This is a genomic window from Microbacterium sp. NPDC089696 (assembly GCF_044749125.1).
GTDB lineage: Bacteria > Actinomycetota > Actinomycetes > Actinomycetales > Microbacteriaceae > Microbacterium.
Genome location: NZ_JBIVHF010000002.1, coordinates 783,121 through 809,327 on the forward strand (window position 1 = coordinate 783,121; position 26,207 = coordinate 809,327).

Annotated in this window: 27 protein-coding genes; 13 read left to right on the forward strand and 14 right to left on the reverse strand. The window is 64.0% G+C overall.

Annotated elements, in window-relative coordinates:
* Positions 1-43: 43 nt before the first annotated feature.
* The 4 genes from ACIPY8_RS14195 to ACIPY8_RS14210 all read right to left on the reverse strand — a co-directional run bounded on the left by ACIPY8_RS14195 (position 44) and on the right by ACIPY8_RS14210 (position 4,554).
* Positions 44-889 (reverse strand): IclR family transcriptional regulator, encoded by an 846-nt coding sequence (locus ACIPY8_RS14195; protein WP_400819362.1) that lies wholly within the window; start codon positions 887-889, stop codon positions 44-46.
* A gap of 70 nt (positions 890-959) precedes the next feature.
* The gene (locus ACIPY8_RS14200; protein WP_400819364.1) at positions 960-2,294 is read right to left on the reverse strand and encodes an MFS transporter; all 1,335 of its coding nucleotides are present in this window, start codon (positions 2,292-2,294) and stop codon (positions 960-962) included.
* An 88-nt stretch (positions 2,295-2,382) separates the two neighbouring features.
* Positions 2,383-3,540: a M24 family metallopeptidase gene (locus ACIPY8_RS14205; protein ID WP_400819366.1), complete on the reverse strand. Its 1,158-nt coding sequence runs from the start codon at positions 3,538-3,540 to the stop codon at positions 2,383-2,385.
* Between the two features lie 81 nt (positions 3,541-3,621).
* The gene (locus ACIPY8_RS14210; protein ID WP_400819369.1) at positions 3,622-4,554 is read right to left on the reverse strand and encodes a 3-keto-5-aminohexanoate cleavage protein; all 933 of its coding nucleotides are present in this window, start codon (positions 4,552-4,554) and stop codon (positions 3,622-3,624) included.
* 338 nt (positions 4,555-4,892) lie between these two features.
* Between ACIPY8_RS14210 and ACIPY8_RS14215 the strand changes: the two genes are divergently transcribed.
* Together ACIPY8_RS14215 and ACIPY8_RS14220 are read left to right on the forward strand one after the other, a co-directional pair.
* Positions 4,893-5,405: a RidA family protein gene (locus ACIPY8_RS14215; protein WP_400819372.1), complete on the forward strand. Its 513-nt coding sequence runs from the start codon at positions 4,893-4,895 to the stop codon at positions 5,403-5,405.
* A gap of 165 nt (positions 5,406-5,570) precedes the next feature.
* Positions 5,571-6,251 (forward strand): TetR/AcrR family transcriptional regulator, encoded by a 681-nt coding sequence (locus ACIPY8_RS14220; protein WP_400819375.1) that lies wholly within the window; start codon positions 5,571-5,573, stop codon positions 6,249-6,251.
* An 8-nt stretch (positions 6,252-6,259) separates the two neighbouring features.
* On the opposite strand, the gene ACIPY8_RS14225 is transcribed toward ACIPY8_RS14220, so the two are convergent.
* Entirely contained in the window at positions 6,260-6,520 is a 261-nt protein-coding gene (locus ACIPY8_RS14225; RefSeq protein ID WP_400820350.1) for a P1 family peptidase, read from the reverse strand.
* Positions 6,521-6,662: 142 nt separating this feature from the next.
* Here ACIPY8_RS14225 and ACIPY8_RS14230 point away from each other — a divergent pair, with 142 nt between their 5' ends.
* Positions 6,663-7,025 (forward strand): antibiotic biosynthesis monooxygenase family protein, encoded by a 363-nt coding sequence (locus ACIPY8_RS14230; protein WP_400819377.1) that lies wholly within the window; start codon positions 6,663-6,665, stop codon positions 7,023-7,025.
* A 147-nt stretch (positions 7,026-7,172) separates the two neighbouring features.
* On the opposite strand, the gene ACIPY8_RS14235 is transcribed toward ACIPY8_RS14230, so the two are convergent.
* Positions 7,173-7,397 (reverse strand): hypothetical protein, encoded by a 225-nt coding sequence (locus ACIPY8_RS14235; RefSeq protein WP_400819379.1) that lies wholly within the window; start codon positions 7,395-7,397, stop codon positions 7,173-7,175.
* 256 nt (positions 7,398-7,653) lie between these two features.
* Here ACIPY8_RS14235 and ACIPY8_RS14240 point away from each other — a divergent pair, with 256 nt between their 5' ends.
* From ACIPY8_RS14240 to nrdF, 3 genes are read left to right on the forward strand one after another with little or no spacing between them, the layout of a single operon-like run.
* Positions 7,654-8,289: a flavin reductase family protein gene (locus ACIPY8_RS14240; RefSeq protein ID WP_400819382.1), complete on the forward strand. Its 636-nt coding sequence runs from the start codon at positions 7,654-7,656 to the stop codon at positions 8,287-8,289.
* Positions 8,290-8,297: 8 nt separating this feature from the next.
* Positions 8,298-8,792: a class Ib ribonucleoside-diphosphate reductase assembly flavoprotein NrdI gene (gene nrdI / locus ACIPY8_RS14245; RefSeq protein WP_400819384.1), complete on the forward strand. Its 495-nt coding sequence runs from the start codon at positions 8,298-8,300 to the stop codon at positions 8,790-8,792.
* Positions 8,789-9,751, forward strand: a complete 963-nt coding sequence (gene nrdF / locus ACIPY8_RS14250) for a class 1b ribonucleoside-diphosphate reductase subunit beta (protein WP_400819387.1) — start codon at positions 8,789-8,791, stop codon at positions 9,749-9,751. The genes nrdI and nrdF overlap by 4 nt, the downstream gene beginning before the upstream one ends.
* Before the next feature lie 15 nt (positions 9,752-9,766).
* On the opposite strand, the gene alr is transcribed toward nrdF, so the two are convergent.
* Entirely contained in the window at positions 9,767-10,927 is a 1,161-nt protein-coding gene (alr, locus tag ACIPY8_RS14255) for an alanine racemase (protein WP_400819389.1), read from the reverse strand.
* 107 nt (positions 10,928-11,034) lie between these two features.
* On the opposite strand from alr, the gene ACIPY8_RS14260 reads away from it, so the two are divergent.
* The 7 genes from ACIPY8_RS14260 (at position 11,035) to ACIPY8_RS14290 (ending at position 19,389) form a co-directional block, all read left to right on the forward strand.
* Positions 11,035-11,352: an antibiotic biosynthesis monooxygenase family protein gene (locus ACIPY8_RS14260; protein ID WP_400819392.1), complete on the forward strand. Its 318-nt coding sequence runs from the start codon at positions 11,035-11,037 to the stop codon at positions 11,350-11,352.
* A gap of 63 nt (positions 11,353-11,415) precedes the next feature.
* Positions 11,416-12,921 (forward strand): amino acid permease, encoded by a 1,506-nt coding sequence (locus ACIPY8_RS14265; protein WP_400819394.1) that lies wholly within the window; start codon positions 11,416-11,418, stop codon positions 12,919-12,921.
* The gene (locus ACIPY8_RS14270; protein ID WP_400819396.1) at positions 12,918-13,811 is read left to right on the forward strand and encodes a universal stress protein; all 894 of its coding nucleotides are present in this window, start codon (positions 12,918-12,920) and stop codon (positions 13,809-13,811) included. The genes ACIPY8_RS14265 and ACIPY8_RS14270 overlap by 4 nt, the downstream gene beginning before the upstream one ends.
* Positions 13,812-14,023: 212 nt before the next feature.
* The gene (locus ACIPY8_RS14275) at positions 14,024-15,070 is read left to right on the forward strand and encodes a homoserine dehydrogenase (RefSeq protein ID WP_400819398.1); all 1,047 of its coding nucleotides are present in this window, start codon (positions 14,024-14,026) and stop codon (positions 15,068-15,070) included.
* The gene (locus tag ACIPY8_RS14280; RefSeq protein WP_400819400.1) at positions 15,063-16,466 is read left to right on the forward strand and encodes an aldehyde dehydrogenase family protein; all 1,404 of its coding nucleotides are present in this window, start codon (positions 15,063-15,065) and stop codon (positions 16,464-16,466) included. Before ACIPY8_RS14275 ends, ACIPY8_RS14280 begins: the two co-directional genes overlap by 8 nt.
* Positions 16,463-17,827, forward strand: a complete 1,365-nt coding sequence (locus ACIPY8_RS14285; protein ID WP_400819402.1) for an aspartate ammonia-lyase — start codon at positions 16,463-16,465, stop codon at positions 17,825-17,827. The genes ACIPY8_RS14280 and ACIPY8_RS14285 overlap by 4 nt, the downstream gene beginning before the upstream one ends.
* A 35-nt stretch (positions 17,828-17,862) precedes the next feature.
* Positions 17,863-19,389, forward strand: coding sequence for a PucR family transcriptional regulator (locus ACIPY8_RS14290; RefSeq protein ID WP_400819405.1), 1,527 nt, complete (start codon positions 17,863-17,865; stop codon positions 19,387-19,389).
* Here the strand turns inward: ACIPY8_RS14290 and ACIPY8_RS14295 are convergent.
* The 7 genes from ACIPY8_RS14295 to ACIPY8_RS14325 form a co-directional block, all read right to left on the reverse strand.
* A complete protein-coding gene (locus ACIPY8_RS14295; RefSeq protein ID WP_400819408.1) occupies positions 19,362-20,165 on the reverse strand; it encodes an aquaporin in 804 nt (267 codons plus the stop codon). The genes ACIPY8_RS14290 and ACIPY8_RS14295 overlap by 28 nt on opposite strands.
* Positions 20,166-20,298: 133 nt before the next feature.
* On the reverse strand, positions 20,299-21,723 hold the full coding sequence (locus tag ACIPY8_RS14300) for an MFS transporter (RefSeq protein WP_400819411.1): 1,425 nt from the start codon (positions 21,721-21,723) through the stop codon (positions 20,299-20,301).
* A gap of 43 nt (positions 21,724-21,766) precedes the next feature.
* Entirely contained in the window at positions 21,767-22,645 is an 879-nt protein-coding gene (locus ACIPY8_RS14305) for an arginase family protein (protein WP_400819413.1), read from the reverse strand.
* A 109-nt stretch (positions 22,646-22,754) separates the two neighbouring features.
* Positions 22,755-23,198, reverse strand: a complete 444-nt coding sequence (locus ACIPY8_RS14310) for an Lrp/AsnC family transcriptional regulator (RefSeq protein ID WP_400819416.1) — start codon at positions 23,196-23,198, stop codon at positions 22,755-22,757.
* A complete protein-coding gene (locus ACIPY8_RS14315; protein ID WP_400819419.1) occupies positions 23,185-24,108 on the reverse strand; it encodes a LysR family transcriptional regulator in 924 nt (307 codons plus the stop codon). The genes ACIPY8_RS14310 and ACIPY8_RS14315 overlap by 14 nt, the downstream gene beginning before the upstream one ends.
* Positions 24,105-25,304 carry an MFS transporter gene (locus tag ACIPY8_RS14320; RefSeq protein ID WP_400819422.1) on the reverse strand — a complete coding sequence of 400 codons (1,200 nt, stop codon included), beginning with the start codon at positions 25,302-25,304 and terminating at the stop codon, positions 24,105-24,107. Before ACIPY8_RS14320 ends, ACIPY8_RS14315 begins: the two co-directional genes overlap by 4 nt.
* Positions 25,304-26,203, reverse strand: coding sequence for a dihydrodipicolinate synthase family protein (locus tag ACIPY8_RS14325; RefSeq protein WP_400820353.1), 900 nt, complete (start codon positions 26,201-26,203; stop codon positions 25,304-25,306). The genes ACIPY8_RS14320 and ACIPY8_RS14325 overlap by 1 nt, the downstream gene beginning before the upstream one ends.
* Positions 26,204-26,207 lie beyond the last annotated feature (4 nt).

Consider the following 26,207-nt stretch of genomic DNA (forward strand, 5'->3'; position numbering starts at 1 on the left):
CTCTGCGGGACATGCCCAACCGAACGTCAAGCGGATGGACCTGTCAGCGTGCTGCGTTAGCCGCGAGTCGCCGCGAGACCGCTCGCGCTGTTGCCAGTACGGCGGGGGCATACTTTTCCGCCTGCGCGAACGCCGTTGCCCCGGTCACCGATAGTGCTGCCAACGGTTGACCGCGACGGTCGAGGATAGGCGCAGAGACGCAGAACAGTCCGGTTCGAGACTCTTCGACGTCGTACGCCACTCCCGTACGTCGGATAGTCGCGAACTCCGCGCGGAGTCGGTCCGGGTCGACGATTGTCCGTGCGGCGATGCGTGGAAGAGGGTCTCGCAGTAGGTCATCCACGATCTCGGTCGACGAGTACGCGAGGATCGCCTTACCGAGCGCAGTTGCGTGGAGGTAACCACGTCCGCCGAAACGTGAGTGCGGCACCCTTAGCGCGGGCGACGTGATCTTGTCGAGGTAAACGATGCGATCACCGTCGCGGACGGCGAGGTTCGCGGTGAGCTTGCACACCTCGCTCAGCGCATGCAGGGAGGCGGTCGTCGCTTCTCTCAATGTGGTCTGAGTGGGCGCGCGTGACCCTAGCTCGAATAGCTTTACTCCCAGCCGGACTCCGTCGGCACCTCGTTCGAGGGCACCCCATTTGATGAGCTCGTCGACAAGCCTGTGGGTGGTCGATCTGGGGACGCCGCTTCGACGCGACAGTTCCCTGATGCTGAACTCCGGCGACTCGACGGAGAACGCATCGAGCAGCGACAGCGCACGAGACAGAGAAGAAGTGCTCGTCTCCGGCTCGGCATCCACCTGCAAGGACATGACGGGCAGGCTCTCCTCAATGGAGGGCCGCGGCGCGCCCTCTTCATCTCTACGATTGCGGCTCTCGATCATGAAACTCTCCGGCGTCACGACGCGTACGCCTCGGTCGACGAGAGGTCGACCGAGGCGAACGCGATGATGGTCAGGCGTCGACGCGATCTGCGTCCGCCGTTGGCTTGGTCTCCGGCGTACGGAGCAACGCGATGATCGCTACGACAGCCAGTGCGATCACGATGAACGCCGGCGCCGTCGGCGCCCCCGTCACCTCGATGAGCCACGCCGCAGTCAGTGGCGCGAGCCCTCCGAACAATGCGTTGCCGACGTTGAAGGGCAGTGCGAAGCCACTAAACCGAACGGAGGTAGGGAACGATTCAACGAAGAGGGTCGCGAATACGCCGTCGTTCATGGCAAAGATTGCGACGAGAAGGAGCTGAACGATCAGCGCACCGACGAAGCCTGTGGACCCGAGTACGAGGAACGCGGGGAGCGTTACCAGGACGAACAGGATGCTGCTGATCATCAGGATCCGCTTGCGCCCGTAACGATCCGCCATCGTTGCGAACAGGTAAAGCAGAGGGAGGTACACCACCAGCGCCACGGTGACGATGACGTTCGAGTCCAGGCCGCTCAGCCCGACCTCCTGTTCGAGATACGTGGCCATGTACGTCAGCACCAGGTAGTAACCGCACGCGTTGATCGCCATGATCAGAAGCATCCGGATGACAGTGCGCCAGTGGTCGCGGAACAGGGAGCGCAGCGGATTGACTGGCGCGACAACCGCCTTGTCTTCGACTGCCTTCTCCATCGCCCGGAAGACCGGGCTCTCTTCCATGCGGGTACGGATGTACCAGGCGATGAGAGTCAGCGGAGCGCTGAGCAGGAAGGGAACGCGCCAGCCCCATTCGAGCATCGCGTCTTCAGGCAACGCGGCATGCAGACCCGTCGACGTGAATGATGCCAGCAGAAAGCCCGTCGCGCTCCCGATGGGAACGGCGCTGATCCAGCGGGCGCGCTGCCGGATCGGGGCGCTTTCGCCGACGAGCACCGCAGCACCTGCATACTCCCCGGAGGCACAGAAGCTCTGGGTCATCCGCAGCAGCAGCAGGAGTAGCGGCGCGATGAGACCCAGCACGGCGTAGCCCGGCAGCAGGCCGATGGCGGTCGTGGCGATCCCCATTCCGATGATCGTGAAGGCGAGCGTGCGCTTCCGACCGATGCGGTCTCCGACGTGCCCCCAGAACAAGGCGCCGAGGGGGCGCATAACGAACGAGAGGGCGAACAGACCGAAGGTCTGCACAACTGCAACTCCCGGGTCGGAGTCGGCGAAGAATACCTGCGCAAGGGTGAGCGCGAGGTACGAGTACGACGCATAGTCGAAGTACTCAATGAACGTGCCGACCGAGGACGCGAAGAGCGTTCTCCGTCTTTTCTTCAACTCGGCTCGCGAGGTCTCAGTGGTTGGAGTGGTGCTGCTCATCATTGAACTCCCAAGGGTAAGTGCGGCTTCGCGCCGCGGGTTCTGGTCGTGCAGGGAGACGCCTTGCGGCGTGTCCGGTACGCCGCGATCAGAGATCGAGGCGCACCGGGAACTCTGTGATGCAGGTGGCGCTCTCCGATGTCGCCTGCATCACATCGGAGTGGCGGAACCCACCTTCGCCAGGAATGTAGAAACCCGGTTCGATGGAGTTGAACATCCCGGTCTGAACGGTTCCGTGGTTGTACTTGCGGATCTCACCGAGCTCTTCACGCGATGCCGAACCGACCATGATGCCGTGGGCGTGGCCGGTGCCATGGCGCACGTACTTGTCGAGCCCGTCTTCCGCGAGTACGGCTGTGCAGTCGGCGTGCAGTTCGTCGAAGCGCTTGCCCGGGAGGTACAGCTCCTTGCCGAGCGTGAACGATCTCTCCAGGATGTCCAGCATCGAGTCCTGCCGGTCGGTGCGGGGCCCGTACACGTACGTCCTCTCGAGCTCGATGCAGTAGCCCCAGACGACAGGGAAGACGTTGAGCGCGACGACGTCGCCTCGCTGCAGCCGCCGCCCCGTGGCGTGCAGGTGCGGGCTCAACGAGTGGTCTCCGAACTGCGCGTAGACGTAAGAGCTCGTCGCGCCTTCTGGGTACAGCGCTCCAAGCGCCTTATCCATCGCAGCTCGCGCGTGGCCGGCGACCGCCAGCTCAGTGTTGCCTGGGGTGAGAGCTTCGAGATAAGCGTTCGCGCCAATTTTCGCGATCTCGGCGGCGACGTTCAGGATGACCGACTCTTCCTCAGACTTGATGATCCGCGCTGCCGCGGCCACAGGTCCAACGTCGACGAACTCCGCCTCCGAGAACCGGGCACGGATCTTCTCGAACACGCTCACCGAGAGACAGCCCATCTCGATCCCGACACGTCCGACGCGGACCTCGGCGGGAATCTCGCTGAAGAGCCTCTCCAGCGCCAGGTCGATCACGTTGCCTTCGTCGCCGAAGGGCAACACCTTGGACGCGGGTGCGTTGCGCTCCATCGTCTCGGCTTCGATCTCCGCGCCAATGACCACCGAGCGCGAGTCGGGGAACAACACCGACCACATCGGCCGTCCCCACTCCGACAGGAGCGGCACGCCGGACGTGTAGTAGACGTTGTCAGAGGACGTGAAGATCGCGAGGTCGACGTCCTTCGCTGCGAGGTCGGCGGCGACAAGGCTCTGGCGCCGGAGGATCTCAGATTCGGTGAAGATGCTCATTGGCTGGTTCTTCCTTGATGGGGTTCGGACGGTAGGGGGGACGCCGTGTCTGCGTGCGGCGGTGCAGTGCAATAGGCAGGGTCAGTACCCGACGTTGGCCTTGCCTTTGAGCTGGAGGATGTCGCGAGCGTCAGCCGAGGTCGCGATGTCGAATGAAAGGTTCTCGAGCGCGGCCCGTGCCTTGGTCACCTGATGCGCGTTACTGTGCGCCTGCTCGTTCGGCTCGATCCACAGCGAGTCTTCGAGGCCGACGCGGATGTGTGACCCCATGGTGACGCCCATCATGCCCAGCGGCAGCTGGCTCTTGCCGACTCCGAGAATCGACCAGCGATAGTCATCGCCCAGAAGCCGATCCGCTGTGCGTCGGATATGCATGAGGTCCTCAGGGTGCGTACCCGTTCCTCCGAGCAGGCCGAAGACGGATTGCACGAACAGCGGGCCGCGGGTGAGGCCTCGCTGGTGCATGTGGTGCAAGTTGTAGATGTGCGACGTGTCGTAGCACTCGAACTCGAACTTCGTGCCGTTCGCGGCGCCGATCTCGAGAATGTTCTCGATGTCGGCGAACGTGTTCTTGAAGACGACGTCCTTCGAGCGCTTCAGCTGCGGCTCTTCCCAGTCGTACTTGAAGTCGCTGAAGCGGTCGAGCATCAGGTGGTTGGCGAAGTTCATCGAGCCCATGTTGAGAGACGCGAGCTCAGGCTTGAAGGCTTTGATGGGGCGCATCCGCTCGTCCACCGTCATCGCAGGGTTACCGCCGGTCGTGATGCTTACGACCGCGTCGGTGTGCTTCTTGATCTGCTCCAACACCGGGATGTAGTCGTCGGGGTCCTGCGACGGACGACCGTCCTGCGGGCTCCGGGCATGCAGGTGGATGATCGCAGCGCCGGCCTCCCACGCTGCGATGGCCTGGTCTGCGATCTCGTTCTGCGTTATGGGCAAGTGCGGCGACATCGACGGCGTGTGGATCGAGCCAGTGATGGCGCAGGTGATGATGACCTTCCTGATAGTGGTCACGATTCCTCTTTCCGGGTGATAGTCGCGGGCCGGTCCTTGGGAACGATGCCCAGGTCTTCGGCGGTAGGTACTCAGGTCGAGCTAACGCTCAGGATCATGGATACGGGCGTTTGGACCGAGCGAAAAGATCCCGTCCCACCCCCTGGGACGGGATGAACGAACACGGGGTCGGGAGGGCGAGGCGGGTCGCTTTGCTGGATGGCGACCATGCCGGCCGTGCGTCCTACTGAGCGGGACGCCGGGCGCCTCGGGCGGGATCCCCTAGCCACAATCGGAGTCGCCCGCCTGCGAAACTCGCCCTCGACCGCGACGCAGAAAGACATCCGGTAAGGAGACCCATGAACACTTCGTCGGCCATCGACCAGCGACACCGTCGAACGCGTGCGCGGCTCAACGAGCTCGGTTTCGAGCTCGGCACCGCACCCACACCGATTGCGAACTTCGTGCCGGCAGTTCGCATCGGCGAACTCGTATACACCTCGGGGCAACTGCCGCTGAAGTCTGGCGTATTGATCCAGGCTGGCAAGCTCGGCGCCGAAGTCGATACCAACCTCGGGCAGGAACTGGCCGCTGTCAGCGTTCTCAACGCGTTGGCGGCAGCGGCGGCGGTCTGTGACCTTGACGCGGCGCGAGTGGTTCGCGTGATGGGTTACGTCGCGTCTACGGCGAACTTCTCTGACCAGCCGGCCGTCATCAACGGGGCGAGCGACCTCCTCGTAGACGTCTTCGGCTCTCGCGGTCACCATGCACGGTCTGCCGTCGGCGTCACGGCGTTGCCGTTGAACGCGCCGGTCGAGGTCGAGCTCATCCTCAGCGTTGTCGACGAAGCAAGCGCCGACGAGACGGTCTGAGCGCAGATACGTCATTGGTCGCCCACCTTGTCTTTGGGTCTTTTGCTCACTTGTGCGTTCTGAGTGGTTTTGAGTATCCACTCAAAATCACCCAGAACGCAAGACCTTCGATGTGGGGCGCATCACGTTCCGGTTGATGACGCGCGACTGTGAGATGCTCTGAGGGTGTCCCCTGCTCCTGGCCGCCCCCGAAAGAGCCCACGGTTAAGGCGTGGAGAGGACACCGCCGAGCAGATCCTGGACGCCTCTGCCGAGCTGTTCAGCCAGCAGGGATATTCGGGGACCAGCATCGCGCAGATTGCGACGGCAGTAGGCGTGGGCCAACAGTCGATCTACCATCATTTCGGCTCCAAGGCAGCGATTCTCAAGACCTTGCTCATGGAGGGGATTCGCCCTTCACTGGAGATCGCCGACGCCATCGAGCGCGTGACGAGCCCCGCGAAGGAGGATTCGCCTGGCCGGCTCTTCAGCCTCGCACTCGCCGATGCCACGTTGCTGGCAAGTTGGCGTTGGAACGTCGGCGCGATCCTGTTATCTCCCGAGGCTCGGAGTGAGGAGATGTCCGACTATCAGCAGGCGCGTCTGCGTCTCCGCGAGCGATACGTGACCTGGTCGCGTGACGTCGTCGACATTACCGGTTCCGAAGATGTGGGCGACCAAGTGCTTCGCCTCGTGGTCTCGATCATCAACCAACGGTCTGACGGACAAGCAACCCCAGAGACACCCGCGCTGATCGCTCGATCTGGGCTCAGAATTTGCGGTTGGGCTGGCTCCTTCACCAGTGTCGAGAGTGATGCCCGATCCATTCTGGAGAGGGCGAAAACGCCGCTCATCGCCTTCCTGTGAGGACTCGCCTAGAGAGCGGCGCGGAGAAGATCATGGGGAACGGCCCGGGCGGTGAGGCCGAACCGTCCGACCATCGTGCGCGCGGCGACCAGCGCATTGACGATGGCCTCTTCTGTCGCGTCGATAACGGCGGCGAAGAGGTCGTCGACGAGACTGTCCGATGCCCCACTCACGGCCACTTCATCGATCTCGAGCAGCACCAGGCCAACGGAACGGAGTCCGGTCGCGGCGGTGCTGCAGACAAGAATTGGGTCACCGCTCGTGTGCATCTGGATACATGCCTTGGTTGTCACGAGCGGCACGGGCTTCCGATGAAGCCGAGCGCGCGCGATAGGCCCTGGATATCCTGCGCAGCTTGTCGCATCTGTCGGGTTGGATGACAATGCTCGAAGACAGACGCCTGGAGGTCCCGTGTACACGTCGACTTTTATCTTCCACTCGCTCGAGTACGACGACGAGTTCCATGCTCGGAACAACGAGATCGCGGAGCGAGCGCGCGTGATCCCGGGTTTCCTCGGCGAAGAGGAATGGACGAATGAGAAGACCGGACTGCACTCCGAGGTCTACTACTGGGACAGCCTCGAATCGCTCCATCAACTCATCGGCATGGACGCACATCGCGAGGCGAAAGGGCGTCGAGAACGATGGATCGACTCGTACAGAGTCGTGATCGCCGAAGTGCTGAGCACCTACGGTCAGGAAGGACTGGGGCTCGAGCACGCCCCCGCGGGCGCGGCGATCACCGACGCAGACCCGAGCGCCCAGGCAGGATGACCCGCCTTGTCTCATCCACTGGCCGATGAGACAAGGTGGGTCATCACGGCGTCGGCGCCGCCGGCACCCGCGCCCATGCGTGTTGCGTCGTCGGCAGAACGAAGCGAGTCCCGCACCCGGGAGGGGGCGCGGGACTCACTACCGATTTCAGTGAGTGGTTACCCGACGGGGGTCGACATCATCGACCGATGCGTCGCTTCCCGCCTCCTCGAGGATGTCGTCTCCGATGCCGACCGGCTTGGCGATGGCCAAGGAGAAGATCGTGACGAGGAGCGCCGCGCCGGCGAAGGCGATGACGAGCCACGGCTGCCCGCCTGCTGCCGCCACCAGCGCGGACGCGGTCCCGGACCTCGCCGACTGGGCCTGAGTCACCTCCGCTCGCCCGCACCTCGGACTGCAGAGGGCCTCGATCCATAGAAGCTGGATCGGGGCCCTCTGCAGTTTTTCGAAGAGGCGTCCGCGACGTCTCATGCTCGACCGTTTTGTCGGCGACTCGTACTCACCCGCGGACCACCATGGTGCACTCGACGGGGCATCGCAATGCACTAGGTTGGAAGCTCGCGCTCGCGCCCTTCGGCGTCGGCCCAACTCTGCGGGGAGGCATTCGTTGTCCGAGACTCATCTTCGTGTGGCCCACCGGCAGGTGAAGCCTCCCATTCACTACGTCGGAACGCCCGTGATGCTGTTCTCCACGTCGAACGAGGACGGCACCGCAAACCTCGCCCCCGCGTCGTCGTACTGGGCTCTCGGAGACATGGTGGTCCTCGGCTTGGAGGACTCGAGCATGACCGCAGCCAACCTTCTCCGCCACGGCGAGATCACCATCAACTTTCCATCCCCCGACCTTGTGCCCGCCATCGAGGCACTCGGTGACGTCACGGGGATGCTGCCCGTTCCTGCGGCGAAGGCCGACACCTACGTGCACGTGAAGGACAAGTTCTCGTTCGCCGCGCTGACACCTGCACCCTCGACACACGTCAGCCCGCCCCGCGTTGACGAGTGCGACCTGCAGCTCGAGGCCGTACTGCGTCGGGCGACCCCTGGCATTGGCGGTTACGTCATCGCCGAAGTAGAGGTCGTCACCGTACACGCCCGTGACAGCCTCATCATCGACGGGACGAACCACATCGACCCTCGCAGCTGGAAGCCGACGATTTACAGCTATAGGCACTACTTCGGTCTGGGGCAGGACCACGGGCGACGGCCCTCGTCTCCGCTCAACAGGAGCGGCGACACAGCATCCACCGCGCCGACGAAACAGTAGGAGGCGCCTTGGCTGAACACACAGCGCCGACGACACCCCTCCTCGTCTACTTCTCGAGCGTCTCAGGGAACACAGCGCGCTTCGTCGCGAAGCTCGCCGCCCACCTTCCCGAACTCCGCACACAGCAGCTACCGACGATGCCCGCCGACCCTTTCGTCGTGGTCGAGGAGCCTTACGTGCTTCTCACCCCAACCTACGGCGGAGGGCAAGGGCGCGGCTCCGAGAAGGGCGCAGTGCCGAAGCAGGTCGTCAAGTTCCTCAATCATGAGGCGAACCGCCGCGGAATCCGTGGCGTCATCGCGGCCGGCAACACCAACTTCGGTTCCGCATACTGCCTGGCCGGAGAGATCATCAGCCGGAAGTGCAACGTGCCGTTTCTTGACCGGTTCGAGCTCTTCGGTACGTCCGACGACGTCGCCCGCGTGGCCCGCGGGATTGGGGCCAGCTGGGCCGAGCTGTCACGACCATTCATCGACACAGCGCAACCGGAGGGAAGATCATGACCTATGCACCATTCCAAGGCGTGAACTGGAATAGGGTCGACGACGCGAAGGATCTCGAGGTCTGGAATCGACTGACCAGCAGCTTCTGGCTGCCGGAGAAGGTGCCGCTGTCGAACGACATCCAGTCGTGGAACACGCTGAGCGCCGAGGAGCAGCTGTTGACGATGCGCGTATTCACGGGGCTGACGCTGCTCGACACGATCCAGGGCACCGTCGGCGCGATCTCGCTCATCCCCGAGTCCCTGACGCCCCACGAGGAGGCGGTGTACACGAACATCGCGTTCATGGAGTCGGTGCACGCGAAGAGCTACTCCCAGGTGTTCTCCACTCTCTGCTCATCGAAGGAGATCGACGAGGCGTTCCGCTGGTCCACGGAGAATCCGAACCTTCAGAAGAAGGCGCAGATCATCATGGACTACTACCAGGGCGACGACCCCCTGAAGCGCAAGATCGCCTCGACCCTGCTCGAGTCGTTCCTGTTCTACTCGGGCTTCTACCTGCCGATCTACTGGTCGTCGAAGGCGAAGCTCACGAACACCGCCGACCTCATCCGCCTCATCATCCGCGATGAGGCCGTGCACGGGTACTACATCGGCTACAAGTTCCAGAAGGGGCTCGAGAACGAGACCGAGGAGCGCCGCCAGGAGCTCAAGGACTACACGTTCAACCTGCTGTTCGAGCTCTACGACAACGAGGTGCAGTACACGCAGGACCTCTACGACGGCGTCGGCCTCACCGAGGACGTCAAGAAGTTCCTGCACTACAACGCCAACAAGGCCCTCATGAACCTGGGCTACGAGGCGATGTTCCCCTCGACCGTCACGAACGTGAACCCCGCGATCCTGTCCGCCCTCTCGCCGAGCTCAGAGAACCACGACTTCTTCTCGGGTTCGGGCTCGTCCTATGTCATCGGAAGAACAGAGGTGACTGCTGACGAGGATTGGAACTGGGCGCTCTGAATCGGTAGCCCGCTCTTAGGCCAGGTAGTTGCGTGCGAGACCACCGCCGAGCCGAACGACGATCTCATCGCCGTAGCTACCTATCGCCGCGCCCCAGTCATTGGCGTCGATAGTCACTGGCCCGTCCGTGCCCAGGATCGTGGCGACTGCCCCAACAGGAACGGGTTCCGCGCCGAGGTCAATCAGGAACTGGTCCATATTGACCGCGCCGGCGACAGGACGGCGCCGCCCGAGCACGCTCACGTGCGCCCCTCGCGGAAGATACTTCGGGATGCCATCTGCGTACCCCATCGGCACCAGACCGATGTAGCTGTCGCGGGACAGACGGTGACCTTCGTCATATCCGATGCGAGTCCCGGCCTCGAGGAACTTCACCTGAACGATAGGTGCGGTCACGGTGAGGACGGGCACCAAGCCCCAGGACTCGGCAGGGATGCCACTCACCGGCGACACACCGAACAGTGCGAGACCGATCCGTATCGTGGCCCCGTAGAGCTCGGACGTCGGTCTGGTAAGCGCACGCGCGGATGTTGAGGTGTGAACAGTATCGAATCGGAGTCCGTAACTCTGCGCTGCTGCTTCGCCGCGACGGAACACGGCCAACTGGCGTTCGTTAACGGGATCCTCCGGCGCATCCGCGTAACTGAGCTGAGTCCACAGCCCCGCAACCTGGATCGCGCCGGTCGCTTCATACAGCGCTGCTGCACGCACAAGGTTGTCCCACTCGTTCAGGGGCGCCCCGCCACGTCCGAGACCGGCATCCATTTCCAGATGAACCCGAACCGGCCCGCCAGCACTCATCGCGGCGCGATGCACCGCTTCAAGGTGCTCCATCGAGCCCACAGAGAGGTCGACTCGTGCACGTATCGCCTCAGCGATGCGTGCATCGTTGTGCACCGGCGCATACAACCACGCGAGGATGCGAACCGACTCGGACACCCCCCAACTTCGTAGTTCGAGGGCCTCCTCCAGTGACGCGACACCGAGCGCGTCGACTCCCGCACCTACCAGAGTCCTGGCGGATTCAATCAGGCCGTGACCGTACGCGTCGCCTTTCACGATGGCCATGAGCCGTTTCGACGGCAGGAGCTTCCTCACGGTCTCCACGTTGGCCCGCAGCGCCGACAGATCGACACGAGCACACGGCGTGGATGGGCTATCGATGTCGGGCGACATAGTGAAATCCATACACCCATAGTGCACCAAACTGCTAGCAAAGTGCAGTACAGTGCTCTATGCTGATCGACAGTCCCGTCGGGATCACTCGATGCAAGGAGGCATCCGTGTTCACGTCCACGTTCATCTTCCATGCCAAGCCGTTCGACGCCGAGTTCCACGAACTCAATAACGAGATCGCTGCCCGCGCACGCGAGATCCCCGGCTTCCTCGGCGAGGAGGAGTGGACGAACGAGAGCGGCGAGCTCCATGCCGAGGTGTACTACTGGGCGACCCGGGAGTCGATGCAGCAGCTAATCGGGATGCCCATTCACCGCACGGCGAAAGGCCAGAGCAAGCGGTGGATCGACGACTACCGAGTGGTCCTCAGCGAAGTGCTCACCACGTACGGCACCCCCGGACTCGGCATTACACACGCGCCCTGATCTGCGGCAGCGGGATTCGCCCGCCGCCCGCCCCCTACCCGCACCACTCAAAGGAGACTGGAAATGCCCACCATCGCTCAACAACTGTTGCGCCGGAAGCCAACGACCTCCCCGGTGACCGGGGACGCCCCGCTCAAGCGGAGCATCGGCCTCTTCTCTCTCACCATGATCGGCGTCGGCGGCACGCTCGGCACGGGGATCTTCTTCGTTCTATCTCAGGCGGTGCCTGTTGCCGGTCCCGCAGTGATCTGGTCGTTCGTCATCGGTGGAGTTGTCGCCGGTCTCACCGCCCTCTGCTACGCCGAGATGGCAGGCGCAGTGCCCGTTTCCGGGTCAACCTACTCGTATGCCTACGCCACCCTCGGTGAGGGGGCGGCCATGGCCGTCGGCGCGTGCCTCCTGCTGGAGTACGGGGTCTCGACGGCAGCAATCGCCGTCGGTTGGTCCCAGTACGTCAACCAGCTGCTGCAGAACCTTTTCGGCTGGCACCTTCCACTGGCGCTGTCTCAAGCTCCCGAGCAGGGGGGCGTCGTCAACGTACCCGCGATCATCGTGATCGTGCTGTGCTCGCTCCTGCTTATCCGCGGGGCACGCGAGTCGACCCTGGTCAACAACATCATGGTCATCGTGAAGATCGGCGTCCTGCTCTTCTTCTGCGCTGTGGCCATCACCGGCTGGAACGCAGACCACTTCGACAACTTCGCCCCCGCGGGCTTCGCCGGCATCGTCGGAGGTGCCGGAATCATCTTCTTCTCGTTCATCGGGTTGGACGCCGTCTCAACAGCCGGTGATGAAGCGAAGAACCCGAAACGCAACCTCCCGCTCGCCATCATGTTCGCGCTGGGGATCATCATCGCTCTCTACGTGATCACGTGCATCGCAGCCCTCGGCGCACAGGCTCCTGAGGATTTCACCGACCAGGACGCAGGGCTTGCCGCGATCCTGCAGAACGTCATCGGATCAAGCTGGCCGGGGACGGTCGTCGCCGCCGGAGCGATCATCTCGATCCTGTCCGTGACCCTTGTCGTCCTCTACGGCCAGACTCGCATCCTGTTCGCCATGTCCCGCGACGGGATGATCTCCCCGGTGTTCGCGAAGGTCAACCCCCGCACGATGACCCCGATCCCGAACACCGTGATCGTGATGATCGCCACGAGCATTCTCGCCGCAGTGATTCCTATCGACTTCCTCGCCGAGATGACGAGCATCGGCACCCTCGTGGCATTCCTCGTCGTCTCAGTCGGTGTCATCATCCTGCGTGTTCGGGAACCAGAGCTCGAGCGTGGATTCCGGCTGCCCCTCGGATGGACGATCCCCATCCTGTCAATCATCGGATGCATCGCGATCATCACACAGCTGCGCCCGATCACCATCGTGGTCTTCGCCATATGGACCGCGGCATTCCTCGTCTTCTACTGGTTCTACGGCCGGAAGCGCTCGCTGCTCGTACAGGAGGAGGTCACAACCGGCGCTGAGCCGGATGTCCCGTTCACGACGAATGTCGCACGCCCCAGCACAGCCGCCATCCGCCGAGCCGCCGCTGCCCGCCGGAAGTCGACACGGAAGTGATCGTCGTCGTCGGGATAGACCCCACACGCCGCTCCGCTTCCGCTGTGAACCTCGCACGACTGTTGGCGCGCTCCGTGCAGGGGGAACTGGTGGTTGCTGCCGTCTTGCCCGCCACGTGGGGGCCGGTTGCGGGAAGCGTCGATGCAGAGTGGCGGCGCTACACGCACGAAGCAGCAAACCTCGCGCTGGACTACGCCGCCGCGGTCCTCGGCGACACCGTTGCAGCCCAGTACCTTGTGCACGAGGCTCAGTCCGCTCGAGGCGGCCTGCTGGAAGTCGCAGAACAGTACAAGGCTGACTTCATCGTTCTGGGTTCCGGATCTGATGGAGCTCCTGGGCGGGTGACCATTGGCGCGGACGGCGACGCGATCCTGCATGCGTCAACCGTTCCCGTCGTTGTGGCGCCGCGAGGATTCAGAGCGGGCCCTGGAGCCGCTGTCGGACGCATCACCGGAGCCGTTCAAGGGGCCGCTGCCGAAGAAGGACTCGTACGCGAGATGGCGAGTCTCGCCGTTCGATGGAATGTCGAGTTCCGCCTCGCATCCTTCGCTGTCATTCCCCGGGACTCAGGCACCTCCGGGGCAGGACACGATGTCGGCGAGCGCATCGCGGACGAGTGGTCAAAGGGCAGCATCTCGCGACTCTCAGAACTGCTCGCCCACGTGAGCGATGCCGCGCAGGTGGACAAGCCCGTGGTGGGGAGGGGGCCAACGTGGGAATCAGCTGTCGCGAACATCGGCTGGCGAGAGGATGAGCTGCTCGTCCTCGGGTCCAGCGAACGGGGTCCGATCTCGCAGGTGTTCCTCGGGTCCCGTGCTGCGAAGATCACGCGGAGTACGCAAGTTCCGGTGGTCATCCTTCCCCAGCGTCACAGCAGGTCCACCACCTGATTGACGCGACGCCGTTTCACCCAAGACGGTGCACGCCTTCACGGGCGTGCACCGTCTTTTCCTGTCACAACACCCGCATTGAGCGTTTCCGCAGAAGGACCGAGAACAACTGTCACAACGACAGTGCGCAGTGTCATTTCGCCCATATTCGGCAGTGCAGCTCCGGGCGGAGAGTGGAATCCTCAATCCCGCACACGAAGGAGTACGCCGGTATGACCACGTACAATCTGGCTCTCATCGGCTTCGGCGGCGTCAACCGCGCGCTTGCCCAGCTCATCGACGAGGACCCCACCCGTTTCTCGCACCTCGGCTTCGACCTCAAGGTCGTCGCGATCACGGATCTACTGATGGGTTCGCTCGTTCAGCCTGACGGCATCGCCATCAGCGAGGTTCTCGCCCTCCCCCGAGGAGCAACGTTCGAGGCATTCCCTGGCGGCTCAGCCACGGCAGACAACGAGTCCGTGATCCGTCACGACGCTGTCGACATCGTGGCCGAAGCCACATTCACGAATCCCGTCGACGGGGAGCCCGCCGCATCTCACGTGCGTTGGGCACTCGAGGCCGGCAAGCACGTGACCACCACGAACAAGGGCCCCATCGCGCTGCATGGCAAGGTTCTGAAGCACCTCGCCGAGGAGACCGGCGCACACTTCGCGTACGAAGGATCCGTCCTCAGCGGCACCCCGGTACTCGGCCTTGCCCGTGACCAGTTCGCCGGTCTCACGATCCTTGGCGTTCAGGGCATCCTGAACGGCACCTCGAACTACGTGCTCGGCCGCATGGAAGCAGGCCTGTCTCTGAACGACGCCGTCGCAGAGGCACAGGCCGAGGGGTACGCGGAGGCTGACCCGACGGCCGACATCGGAGGCTCCGACGTCCAGCTGAAGGTCGCCATCCTCGCCAACGAACTGCTTGGTGCCGACATCGCACCCGAGGACGTCGACACGACCGGCATCACCGACATCACCGCCGACCACATCATCAACGCAGCACGTGAAGGCAAGCGCTACAAGCTCATCGGCACCGCACGCCGCGACGAGAACGGCAAGCTCACGGCGACCGTTGCCCCCGAAGCGGTCGCCGCCGATCACCCGCTCGCCAACATCCCGGGCGCGACGAACGCCGTCTCCTTCGAGACGGACCTGCTGGGCACCGTCACGATCACCGGTCCCGGTGCCGGACGTATCGAGACCGCCTACGCACTCATCACCGACATCATCGCCATCCACGCTCACGAGAAGGAGAAGGTCAATGTCTGACACCCTCACGACCCCGCAGCAGGCTGACGACCTGGTCGTCCTCGACAAGTTCACCGGCGAGCAGATCGCTGCAGTCTCCCAGTTCACCGTGGAGCAGGCGCTCGACGCCATCGACGATGCAGAGATCGCCACGGCCACTGCCGCGGCGCTCCCGCGTCATGAGCGCGCCGCGATCCTCGAGGGGGCAGCGGCCCTGCTCCATGAGCGTTCGGAGAGCGTCGCTGAGCTCATCGTCTCCGAAGCCGGCAAGACGATCCGCCAGGCCCGCAAGGAGGTGTCGCGAGCCGTGAACACGCTCCGGCTCTCCGCCGCAGAGGCGCTGCGTAACGCCGGCGAGGTCATCCCCTTCGACTCGTTCCCCGGTGGGGAGAACCGTCAGGGATGGTTCAGCAGGGAACCGCTCGGTCTCATCGTGGCGATCACGCCGTACAACGATGCGCTGAACCTCGTCGCTCACAAGATCGGGCCGGCCATCGCCGGCGGCAATGCGGTGCTCCTGAAGCCTGCTCAGCAGACGCCTCTCACCGCACAGCTCCTGGTCGACCTTCTCGTCGAAGCGGGCCTTCCGGACAACGTCATCACCATCGTCCGCGGTAACCGTTACGTGGCACAGGCACTCGTCCAGGCGCGGAACGTGCGTATGGTCTCCTTCACCGGGGGCTTCGCGACGGGCCAGGCCATCGCGGCAACCGCAGGCATCAAGAAGCTGGCGATGGAACTTGGCGGCAACGCCCCGGTTCTCGTTTTCGCCGACGCTGACCTTGACCTTGCGGTGGAAGCCTCTGTGTCTGGAGCGTTCTGGGCAGCAGGGCAGAACTGCATCGGCGCACAGCGCATCCTCGTGGAGCGGTCAGTGTTCCCGGCGTTCCTGAAGTCGTTCGTCGCCGCCACCGAGAAGCTCGTGACCGGCAACCCGCGATTGGACGCCACTGATGTGGGGCCGATGATCAGCGCCCAGTCCGCCGAGGCGGCCAGCGCCAAGATCCACGAAGCTGTTGCCGACGGTGCCGCGCTGCTCACCGGCGGTGAGCTGAACGGCTCGCTGCTGACCCCGGCCGTGCTGACCGGTGTGCCTCGCACCTGCCGCCTGTGGGAGGAAGAAGTCTTCGCCCCCATCGTCATCGTCGAGCCTTTCGACGATGAGCAGTCCGCCATCATCTCGGCGAACGACAGCGAGTACGCCCTCCAGGCCGGTGTCTTCACGAGCGACCTCAACCGTGCTCTCCGCGTGGCCGGAGCCATCGAGGCTGGTGGCGTGATGATCAACGACTCCTCCGACTACCGCCTCGACGCGATGCCTTTCGGCGGCAGCAAGTACGGGTCGATGGGTCGTGAGGGCGTGCGCTTCGCCTACGAGGAGATGACTCAGCCGAAGGTCGTGGCGATCTCACGATGATCACCCGCACCGAAAGTGACTCACTGGGCTCCGTCGACATCCCCGACGGAGCCCTGTGGGGCATCCACACGCAGCGCGCCATCAACAACTTCCGCATCAGCGGGACCCCGGTCGGAACCCACCGAGCTTTGGTCAAAGCGCTCGGCACCGTCAAAGCGGCAGCCGCGCTCACCAACCGTGACCTCGGCCTGATTCCCCGAGAGGTAGGAGACGCCATCGTCGCCGCCAGCCGGGACGTCATCAACGGAGAGCTCGACGATCAGTTCGTCGTCGACGTGATCCAAGGCGGGGCAGGAACGTCCGTCAACCTCAACGCGAACGAGGTGATCGCAAACCGCGCTCTCACGCTTCTCGGCCACGATCTCGGTCGTTACGACATCATCCACCCGATTGAGCACGTGAACCTGTGCCAGTCGACGAATGATGTCTACCCCACCGCCATCCGGATCGCTGTGGTCTTCGCCCTTCACCCGCTGCTCGATGCCCTCCGGCACCTGGAATCGGCGTTCGCGGAACGGGGCGCAGCGTTCGCGGACGTACCGAAGCTCGGGCGCACGCAGCTGCAGGATGCCGTGCCGATGACCCTCGGGCAGGAGTTCACTGCGTTTGCCGTGACGATCCGTGAAGACCAAGAACGACTCATCGACGCGGCCCGGCTGCTCCTCGAGTGCAGCATCGGCGCGACAGCCATCGGTACGGGGGTGACCGCAACGCCCGAGTACCGAGAGCAGATCCTTGGTCGGCTGATCTCGGTCGCCAACCTCGATCTGACGCCCGCAGGAGACCTGATTGAGGCGACCTGGGACACCGGCGCCTTCGTGCAGTTCTCCGGTGTACTCAAGCGCGTGGCGACGAAGCTGTCCAAGATCAGCAGCGATCTCAGGCTGCTGGCGAGCGGGCCGGAAACAGGCTTCGCGGAGATCACGCTGCCAGCGAGGCAAGCTGGATCCTCGATCATGCCCGGCAAGGTCAACCCGGTTATTCCTGAAGTGATGAACCAGATCGCCTTCTTCGCGTTCGGTGCGGACCTCACCGTCACGTTCGCTGCTGAGCACGGGCAGCTGCAGCTCAACGCGTTCGAGCCGGCAATTGCACACGCGATTCTTCAGTCGATGACGTGGGTCGGGAACGGAGCATCCACCCTGGCGGCTCTGTGCGTAGAAGGCATCGAGGTGGGGCCCGCGCTCGTCGCGCGCCGGACATCCAACTCCGCCCAGGCAACCGCTCTGGTACCGCTACTCGGATACAGCCGTGCGTCCACGCTCGCGGCGGAGGCACGCGTGTCCGGCGAGGACGTCATCAGCCTTGCCATCCGTCACGGTCTCATCGACGTCGAACAGGCACAGCAGCTCGCGGGGTGAGGTCGCCCTCCTCACCCCGCGCCTACCCTTGAGTCATGTCAGTCACCGTCCGCTCCCTCCTCGAGCTTGAGGACGCGAACCTCACGCTGCGCACCGGCGTTGAGAACGTCGAGAACGTTGTGCGGTGGGTGCATGTCAGCGAGATGCTCGATCCGACCCCGTGGATGCAGGGCGGTGAGTTTGTCCTGACGACAGGGTTCCGACTCACCGACGATGCCCTCGTTCCGCCGTACCTGGATCGTCTCGCCGCGCACGGGGTGGCAGGCATCGGGTTCAGCACCGGCAACTATCTCGGAATGCATGAGGTCATCCCACAGGCGCTCCTCATCGGTGCCGCGGAGCGAGGAATCCCGCTGCTCGAAGTTCCCATCGACACCCCCTGGGTGCTCATCTCCGAGTACGTTTCCCGCCGCATCGCAGACGAGCAGAACCAGCTCGCTCAGCGTGCCTTCGATGCCCAACGCGACCTCACCCGGGTCGCTCTCGACGCCCAGGGCCACGCACGCGTCGTGACAACGTTGGCGTCGTTGATCAACGGTTGGGCCGCACTCACCACCCCCATGGGGCGAACGATTGCCGCCTCGAATGCCGCGTCGTCGGACCTGCTCGGTGAGCTGGACCAGGATCTCGCACGCGTGCGCGAGTCCGGGTCGGTGGCCTCCGTATCTGGGCCGCAGGGCATGACAAGCCTGCACCCGCTGGGAGGTCCGCTCTCCGTTCGCCAGGTGCTCATCGTGGGAAAGACGGAGGCCTTCGACGCCTTCGACCGCATCGTCATCGCGAGTGCCGTGTCCCTGCTGTCTTTCGCCTCGGAACAGCGGCTTCGTCTGACGGGCCAGCAGGCTGCGGCCGCCGACGTCCTCGGGGCGACCTTGTTGAGCACCACCGCGACTGCAGCACAACGAGCAGGTGCCGCGGCGGGTCTCGGTATCGGACCGCGAACGTCCGTGCAGGTCATCGCGGCGATGACCGCAGTCGAAGACGTCGCGCAGGTCGTGCACGATGTGTTCTCCCCGCACGAGGTTCCGACCATCAGCATCCGGGATCGCACGCAGACGAACCGTCACATCGTCATCCTGCAAACACCTGGCGCAGCGAGTGACGACGTGGTCACCCTGCGAACCCGACTGGGGGAAGACACACGAATCGGTGTCAGCGATGCGACGCTCGTCGTGGGCTTGGAAAAGGCGCGCCGGCAGGCCGCTGTGGCGTTGGAACATGCGAGCAATTCCGCGCCAATCGTCGCGTTCTCCGAGCTGTCGTCCGTCGACGTGGTGCTGGGCGTCGCTCGTCCCGAGGACGCCACCGCTGTGAGCCGCACGCTACTCGCACCATTCGACTCCTTCCATTCCGACAGGGAGGAGATGCTGCGCACCGCGCGCGCCTTCCTTGAGGCGAACGGGCGATGGGAGCCGGCTGCGAGGGCTCTCGGTATCCACCGGCAGACCTTGGTCAAACGAATTGCGTCCATCGAAGGGCGCCTCGGCGCGTCGTTCGACTCCGCAGATGTTCGAATGTCGCTGTGGTTCGCTCTTCAGGAGCGAGATACACGCTCCATTTGAGTCCGCGAAGGGCGCATCAGCCGGTAGCCGAGCCCCGCAAGCGCAGCGCCGAACACGGGCGCGATGCAGAAGAGCCACAGCTGTTCCATGGCGGTCGATGGCGCGAAGAGCGCTGCTGCGAAAGATCTCGCCGGGTTGAGGGACGTGTTGTCGACAGGAATAGTCACGATGCAGCACAGCACCACCGTGAGCCCGATGGCGAACGCTGCGAACATCGTCCCCCGTCTTCGGGCAATCAGCACAACCATCACCAGCAGAGCCGTGAAGAGAACCTCAACGACGAAAACGCCGAGAACGCCCACACTCAACGACGACTGGTCCCCATAGCCGTTGGCAGAGAAACCCGACGCGACCGCAACATCGAATCGTCCTGGCGCCTGGCCAAGGACGAAAGCGATCAGCGATGCGCCCGCTACGCCACCGAGGAGTTGCGCAGCCACGTAGGCCGGCACGGTTCGCCAGGACGTCTCACCCGCCGCGGCGATACCCACAGTGACTGCGGGGTTGAAGTGCGCTCCGGAGATGGGGCCGAAAACCAGGACTCCAGCAACGATGCTGAAGCCGACGGCCAAGGCGACGCCGAGGATCCCGACCCCGGAGTCAAGGCCCTCGCCGCCGGGCATTGAAAAGGAAAGAACGCCGGTGCCGACACCGGCGACGACGAGAACCGCAGTGCCGACGGCTTCCGCCCCCAACCGCGCGAACGTCAGGTTCGTTCGCGCGGTTGGGGACACATGGGGCGCCAGGACCGACGGGTGCGGATCGGTAGCAGTCATCGCTCGTCCTCCGGCTGACTCGCGGATGAACCAGCCATCAATGGCGTGTCCTGCACACACAGCGAGAAGGGTCGCGTGAACGCTGCCGCTGACTGCATGCTCGATCCGAACATCTGGTCTTTCCTCGTGGGGATCAGTCGCGCGCGGCGAGAGCGGCGATGCGAGCGGTATGGATTTCGTGGGCCTCTTCGTCCGTCTCGACGTTGGGTTCCGCCCCGTCGAGGGGACGCCGCGCGCTCTCCTTCAGGAAGAAGACCGTGACCAATCCGACAACGGATGCCCCGATGAGGAAGAGCGGTGCGGCAAGGAACGTGCCGGTCGAGTGGATCAGGGAGTCGATCACGAGAGGCGCGGTACCCCCGAAGATCGCCACGGAGATGTTGTACGAGGCTCCGAGGCTTGTGTAGCGACTCTTCGTCGGGAACAGCGCAGGGTACGTCGCCGCCAGCGACCCCATGTACAACGCGACCGGGAACCCCATCAGAGCAAGCCCTGCAATTACAAGGGCGGGGGTGCCGGCGTCAATCAGCAGGAACGCGGGCACGCTCAGCACGATGGTGATGACAGATGCTGCGAACAGGACAGGCTTGCGGCCGACCTTGTCCGACAGCGCACCGACGAATGGCATGGCGAGCGCCATCAGGACCAGGAGCGGAAGAGTCAGCAGGTTGCTCTGCACAGCGTCGTAGTTCTCCACGGTCGCGAGGTAGGTCGGCATGTACGACGTGAAGGCATACCCTGCGGTGTTGGCCGCTGCCACCAGCAGAGCGACGATGAGCATGGGACGCCAGTTCTGAGCGAACACCCGGAAGATGCTGACCTTGAGAGCCGTCTGGCCGACCTTGGCGAGCTGCTCCGCCTGCAGTGCAGCGAAGTGAGGCGACTCCTCGACCCGCAGGCGAAGGACGATGGCGATGATACCCAAGGGCCCGGCGACCAGGAACGGGATGCGCCACGCCCACTCGACCATCGTGTCCTGCCCCAGAGTCACCTGAAGCAGCGTCACGAAGGCTGCCCCGAGCGCGAACCCCATGTAGCTGCCGGAGTCGAGAAGCGCGCAGTAGAAACCCCGCTTCTTGTCAGGGGCGGACTCACCGATGAATGTCAGGGCTCCCGTGAGCTCGCCGCCGGCCGAGAACCCCTGCACCACCTTGAGGAACATGAGCAGGAGAGCAGCCGAGAAGCCGATGGCGTCGTATGTCGGCAGGATTCCGATGCAGAACGTCGACACGGCCACAAGGATCAGCGTGAGCAGGAGGACCCGTCGGCGACCGATCTTGTCTCCGAGCCATCCGAAGAACAGCCCGCCGACTGGTCGGAGCAGGTAGGTGCTTGCAAACGTCCCGAGAAGGAACACAACCTGAGCTGCGGGGTCAGCGTCCGGGAGGAACACGGCACCGAGTGTGACGATCAGGTAGCCGAACACTCCGACGTCGTACCACTCCATCACGTTGCCGACGATGGTCCCCCGGACGGCGCGGTTGAGTGTCTTCCGACGGATGACGTTGATGGTGCCGGTTGTGAGCGCTGCGGGCTCACCGGCTGCGGGCGTGGTCATGAGAACTCCTTCGTTCATTCGGGTGTGTTGCGTAGAGGAGGCTTCAGGCGCGAATGGCGCCGAAAAGTGCGAAGTAGTAGGACAGGTAGGCCGCCAGGTTCACAGTGAGGTCCTGGACGTCTTTGAGCGGGTTGACCTCAGCGATGGTGAGCGAGTCACAGTGCGGGGCCAGGGCTCCGACGATCTCCAGCGCCTCCCGAGACGTCATCCCGCCCGGCTCGTGCGCGCCCGCTCCGGGCGCATGAGCGGGGTCGACAGCGTCGATGTCGAAGCTCAGGTGGACGTGCTGCGCTCCTGCAATGTGCGTGAGGATCTCGGCGACCGCCTCTTCGGTGCCGATTCGCGCGAACCGACGCGCAGTGATCTGCGCGGGTCCCTCAGCTTCTGCAAAACCGTGAAGCTCAGGGAAGCTGAAGTGACGCAGACCGATCTGGATCGTGTTCTCGCGATTCACACGCTCAAGCTCCAGGCTGCGGCGCATCCCACTGGACTGGCTGTACCGTCCCTGCTGGCGGTTCTCGTGTACAGCATCGAGATGCGCGTCGAAATGGATGATCGCCACCTCACCCTCGACGGCGTCATGCAGTCCCTTGGTCCCCGCGAACAGCATGCTGTCGTCTCCTCCGAGGAGGATGGGAACATTTCCCGCACGGACACTCGCAGCGACGCGATCCGAGACGTTCGTGAGAGTTTCGTTGAGGTCATGGGCGACGACGTCTGCGTCTCCACCGTCGATGATCTGGGGAGCAGGAAGAGTCTCTCCGGTCTCGATGGAGTAGACCTCACCGTCAACGGCGCGCTGAGTCACCCACCCGAGAGCCTCCCGGATCTTGGCAGGTGCATACCGTGACCCCGGCCAGCCGAGCGTGGCTGCGCCATCGAAGGGAGCGCCGATGAGCTCGAACGTGCGGGGATTGGTCATGAGAAAGCCGCCTTGCTGTGGTGAACAACTGGCTCAAGTCTCGGGGCGCATTCAGCTTCCAACAATCATCAGAATGCACTCCGATGGGCACAGAGATGCACGAGATTGTCTACCGGCCACCCCGGGCGATGACGGTGCGCAGCGACATCGCTGTGGTGATGTCGCGAACACCCGGTAGAGCCGCGACTGTGGTCCACACGTCCTGGATGCGTTCGGGTGAGGGGGCTTCCACTCGCACAACCAAGTCGAGCTCACCGGCCACCACGTCACACTGCACAACTTCAGGGATCTGTTGCAGTGCTGCAAGGACATCGGCGCCGCGCATCCGGTCCTGGCGATAGACAAGCATGGTGGCACTCACCGGAGGCGCACCGGGAGGTCTTTCCTGAATCGTGTAGCCGAGGATGTGCCCGTCCCGCTCCAGACGCTCGATCCGTTGACGGATGGCGTTCCGTGACAGTCGCACGATCTCGCCGAGCTGTGCGTGACTGATACGCGCGTTCTGTCGAAGCTCGACGAGGATCCTCTGGTCTATGGAGTCAAGCTGACGCATGCGTGAACCCTCCTTGTTGAACCGTTGGGCCCGCCTCGAGGGCCGTGCGGGCGGCAACCTGCACATGCTCCGCCAAGGCGTGCAGCGCTTGGGATTCGAGAGCTGCATACCTCAGGTAGTAACGTTCCGTCGTTGTGGCCGTCGACACACGATGGAGGCGACCCATCTGGATCTCTCTTCTCGCTTCATACCGCGGAAGTAGGCCCCACGCCGCGCCTTCCAGCAGTAGTGCTTTCGCTGCCGAGGTAGACGCCGCTGTAGAAAGTGCGCGGCTCGGCGCGAGCGATGCCTCTTCCACGAACGCGTGATGACGAGCTTCGCGTCCACGGACGACCACGGTCGGAGCGTAGGCGAAATCTGCCTGCGGGACGCCTCGCGAGATCCAGTGGTCGATGAAGTCCGGGGTCGCCACCGCATCGAACATCCCCAGGCCGAGATCGACCGTATGCGACCCTGACATCTCCTCAGACGAGGTCGTGATCCGGACCGTGATGTCATCGCTCGCAAGCACCTGTCCCTTGGCCGGCTCATCGATAATGTTCAGGTCCACCGGTGTGACAGCCGCAGCCCGCGCGACCGCGGAAAGCCACACCGAACTCAGATCCACCTCAACGGCGACGGTCGCACGGGCACGAGAAGCACCGTCTGCCAGCAGACCCAGAGTGCGCAGTGTTTCCCTCTCGAGCATCTCGGCTTGACGGGCGAAGCGAACGACCGAGGCACCCGTGCTCGTCAAACGGACCGGCTTCGAGCGCACCAACATGACCTGACCGAGGAGAGTCTCCAAAGCCTTGAGCCGCTGGCTCACAGCGGAAGGGGTGATGTGAAGGTCACGCGCCGCACCGTCGAGGGTTCCGGCATCAGCAACAGCAGCGAGGGTGCGGGCGAGATCGCCCGGAAGAGAGATCATGACTCGCTGCCTTTCCCGGATCGCGATGAAAGCCTGTCGATGGTGGCAACGCCAGCTGAGGTCACTGCGACCGCCGATGCAAGGATGACGGGCAGCCAAGCGTCCAACGCGATGAGAGTGCCCGCGGCCGCCGTCCCTAGCGACCCGGCGGTGATTTTCAGAGCACCCACCCAGACGAACACCTGACTGCGTGCAGCCACTGGCGCGTACTCACTTCGTGCCGCGAGCGTTGCGGCAAAGAAGTACGAGTTCAGGATCCCCGTGAGTGCGTACGCGGCGATGACCCAACCTATGTGCCCGGAGACAAACACACCGAACAGGCTTACCCCCACACATGCCGCGAGAACCGGCATTGCCTTATCCGCATCACCACGGAGAGGCCGGACCATCACGCCCACGGAACCGGCGAAGCTCCCTAGGCCGTACGCGGCGGTCAGGAAACCTGCAGCGGCGGGCGCCACATCGAACCGGGTGGTTCCGGCGACCGCGACGACCGGGAGCACAGCGACTGACAGGGCAATTGCAATCGTGCTGTACAGGGTGCGTCGGAGAGGGCCTGAGCTGATCATCAACGACAGGGTTCGCAGCGGACGCGGGACGTCGGAAGCGGCCACGTCCTGTGTCGAGGGCGGCAGCATCTTGACGAGGAATGCAGCGAATGCCGCGGAGCTGGCCAGCACGAGCACCGCAGTAGTGGGATTCCATGCTGCAGCGATCACTGCGACGACAGTCGGGCCGACAGTACCTCCGATGCCGTAAGTGGCCACATCCCATCCTTGGGCTCGGCGTTGCATCTCTCTCTCGGGTCCGGCGATGGCGGGCAGTCGAGAACTAATGCCGCCGGTGAGGAGGGGGCCGAGCGCACCCGATGCGATGAGAAGGATGGCGGGTATGCCTATCCAGACGACGTCGTAAAGGACGACGGCCGCAGCCAGTGTGGCGGCATGAAGGATGCAGGCCAGTGCGAGGACGTTCCGTCCATCGCGCGCCGTATCCAGTACGCGCGCGATGAACGGACCGATCAGGTGGGGGAAGGTGATGCACGCCCCCAGAAGACCGGCGGCCCAGGGAGGTCCGCCGACCGTGGTGACGAGGAGCACGACGCCCACCACCGCACCGCCGTCCGACGTGCGCGCGAGAGTCGCCGCGACGACGTATCGCGCGAGTCCTCCCTGGCGCTCGTCGGACGACTGCATCACGGCGTGCTCAGCACTTTCGATTCCACGGCTGCGGCGACAACGGCATCACGCTCCGCGTCGCTAAGCCCGACAATCGGAAGCGGGAGGGCATTCTTCTGCGTCAAACCCATGTGTTCGGCAAGTGCGGCGACAACTCGGAGGCTCCCGTATCGACGGTTCGCCGCCCAGATCGGCTCGAGCTGCTGGGACAGCCGCTCCGCTTCCTCATCGTCTCCGCGTTGTGCTGCCCGCGTGATCGCCAGCGCAGGCGCAGGCAAGGTCCCGGCGATCACTGAGTACCACGCTTCGCACCCGGCACTCAGGCCGGTTGCTGCGAGCGCGTCACCGGACACCCCGATGGTCACGTCCTCCGGCACTCGTGCACGGATCTCCGTAACGCGTCGAGTGGCCTCGACGGGAGTCTCAGGCACACCAGGAATCTTGATGGACGCAACGTGCGGCAGGGCCGCCACTCGCGCATACAGATCGTCCGTGAACTCGAAATGGGTTGTTCCGGGGTTGTCGTACACGATGAGAGGCACGTCGAGGTTCGCGGTGACGGTCTTGAAGAGCCCGAAGACGTCATCCTCCGTCAGTCGCTGGTAGCTCATCGCCGGCAGGAGCACACCCGCCACCCCAGCCCTCTGAGCATCCTCTGCGTACGCCAAGACATCTCGCGTGCGCAGTGCGCCGATGCCGGCGAACACCGGCACCGTGCCTGAAAGCTCGACAGCGATCTGGATGGCGTTCGCGCGCTCACGACGGTCCAGGTACGCGTACGATCCGGTGGACCCGAGCGCGGTGATCGAATCGACGCCTGATGCGGCGAGAAGGGCGATGATCCGAGCGAATGAGATCTCGTCCAGGCCGTCATCGCGGAGCGGTGTGAGCGGGAAGGCGCTGAGCCCGCTGAACAAGGCG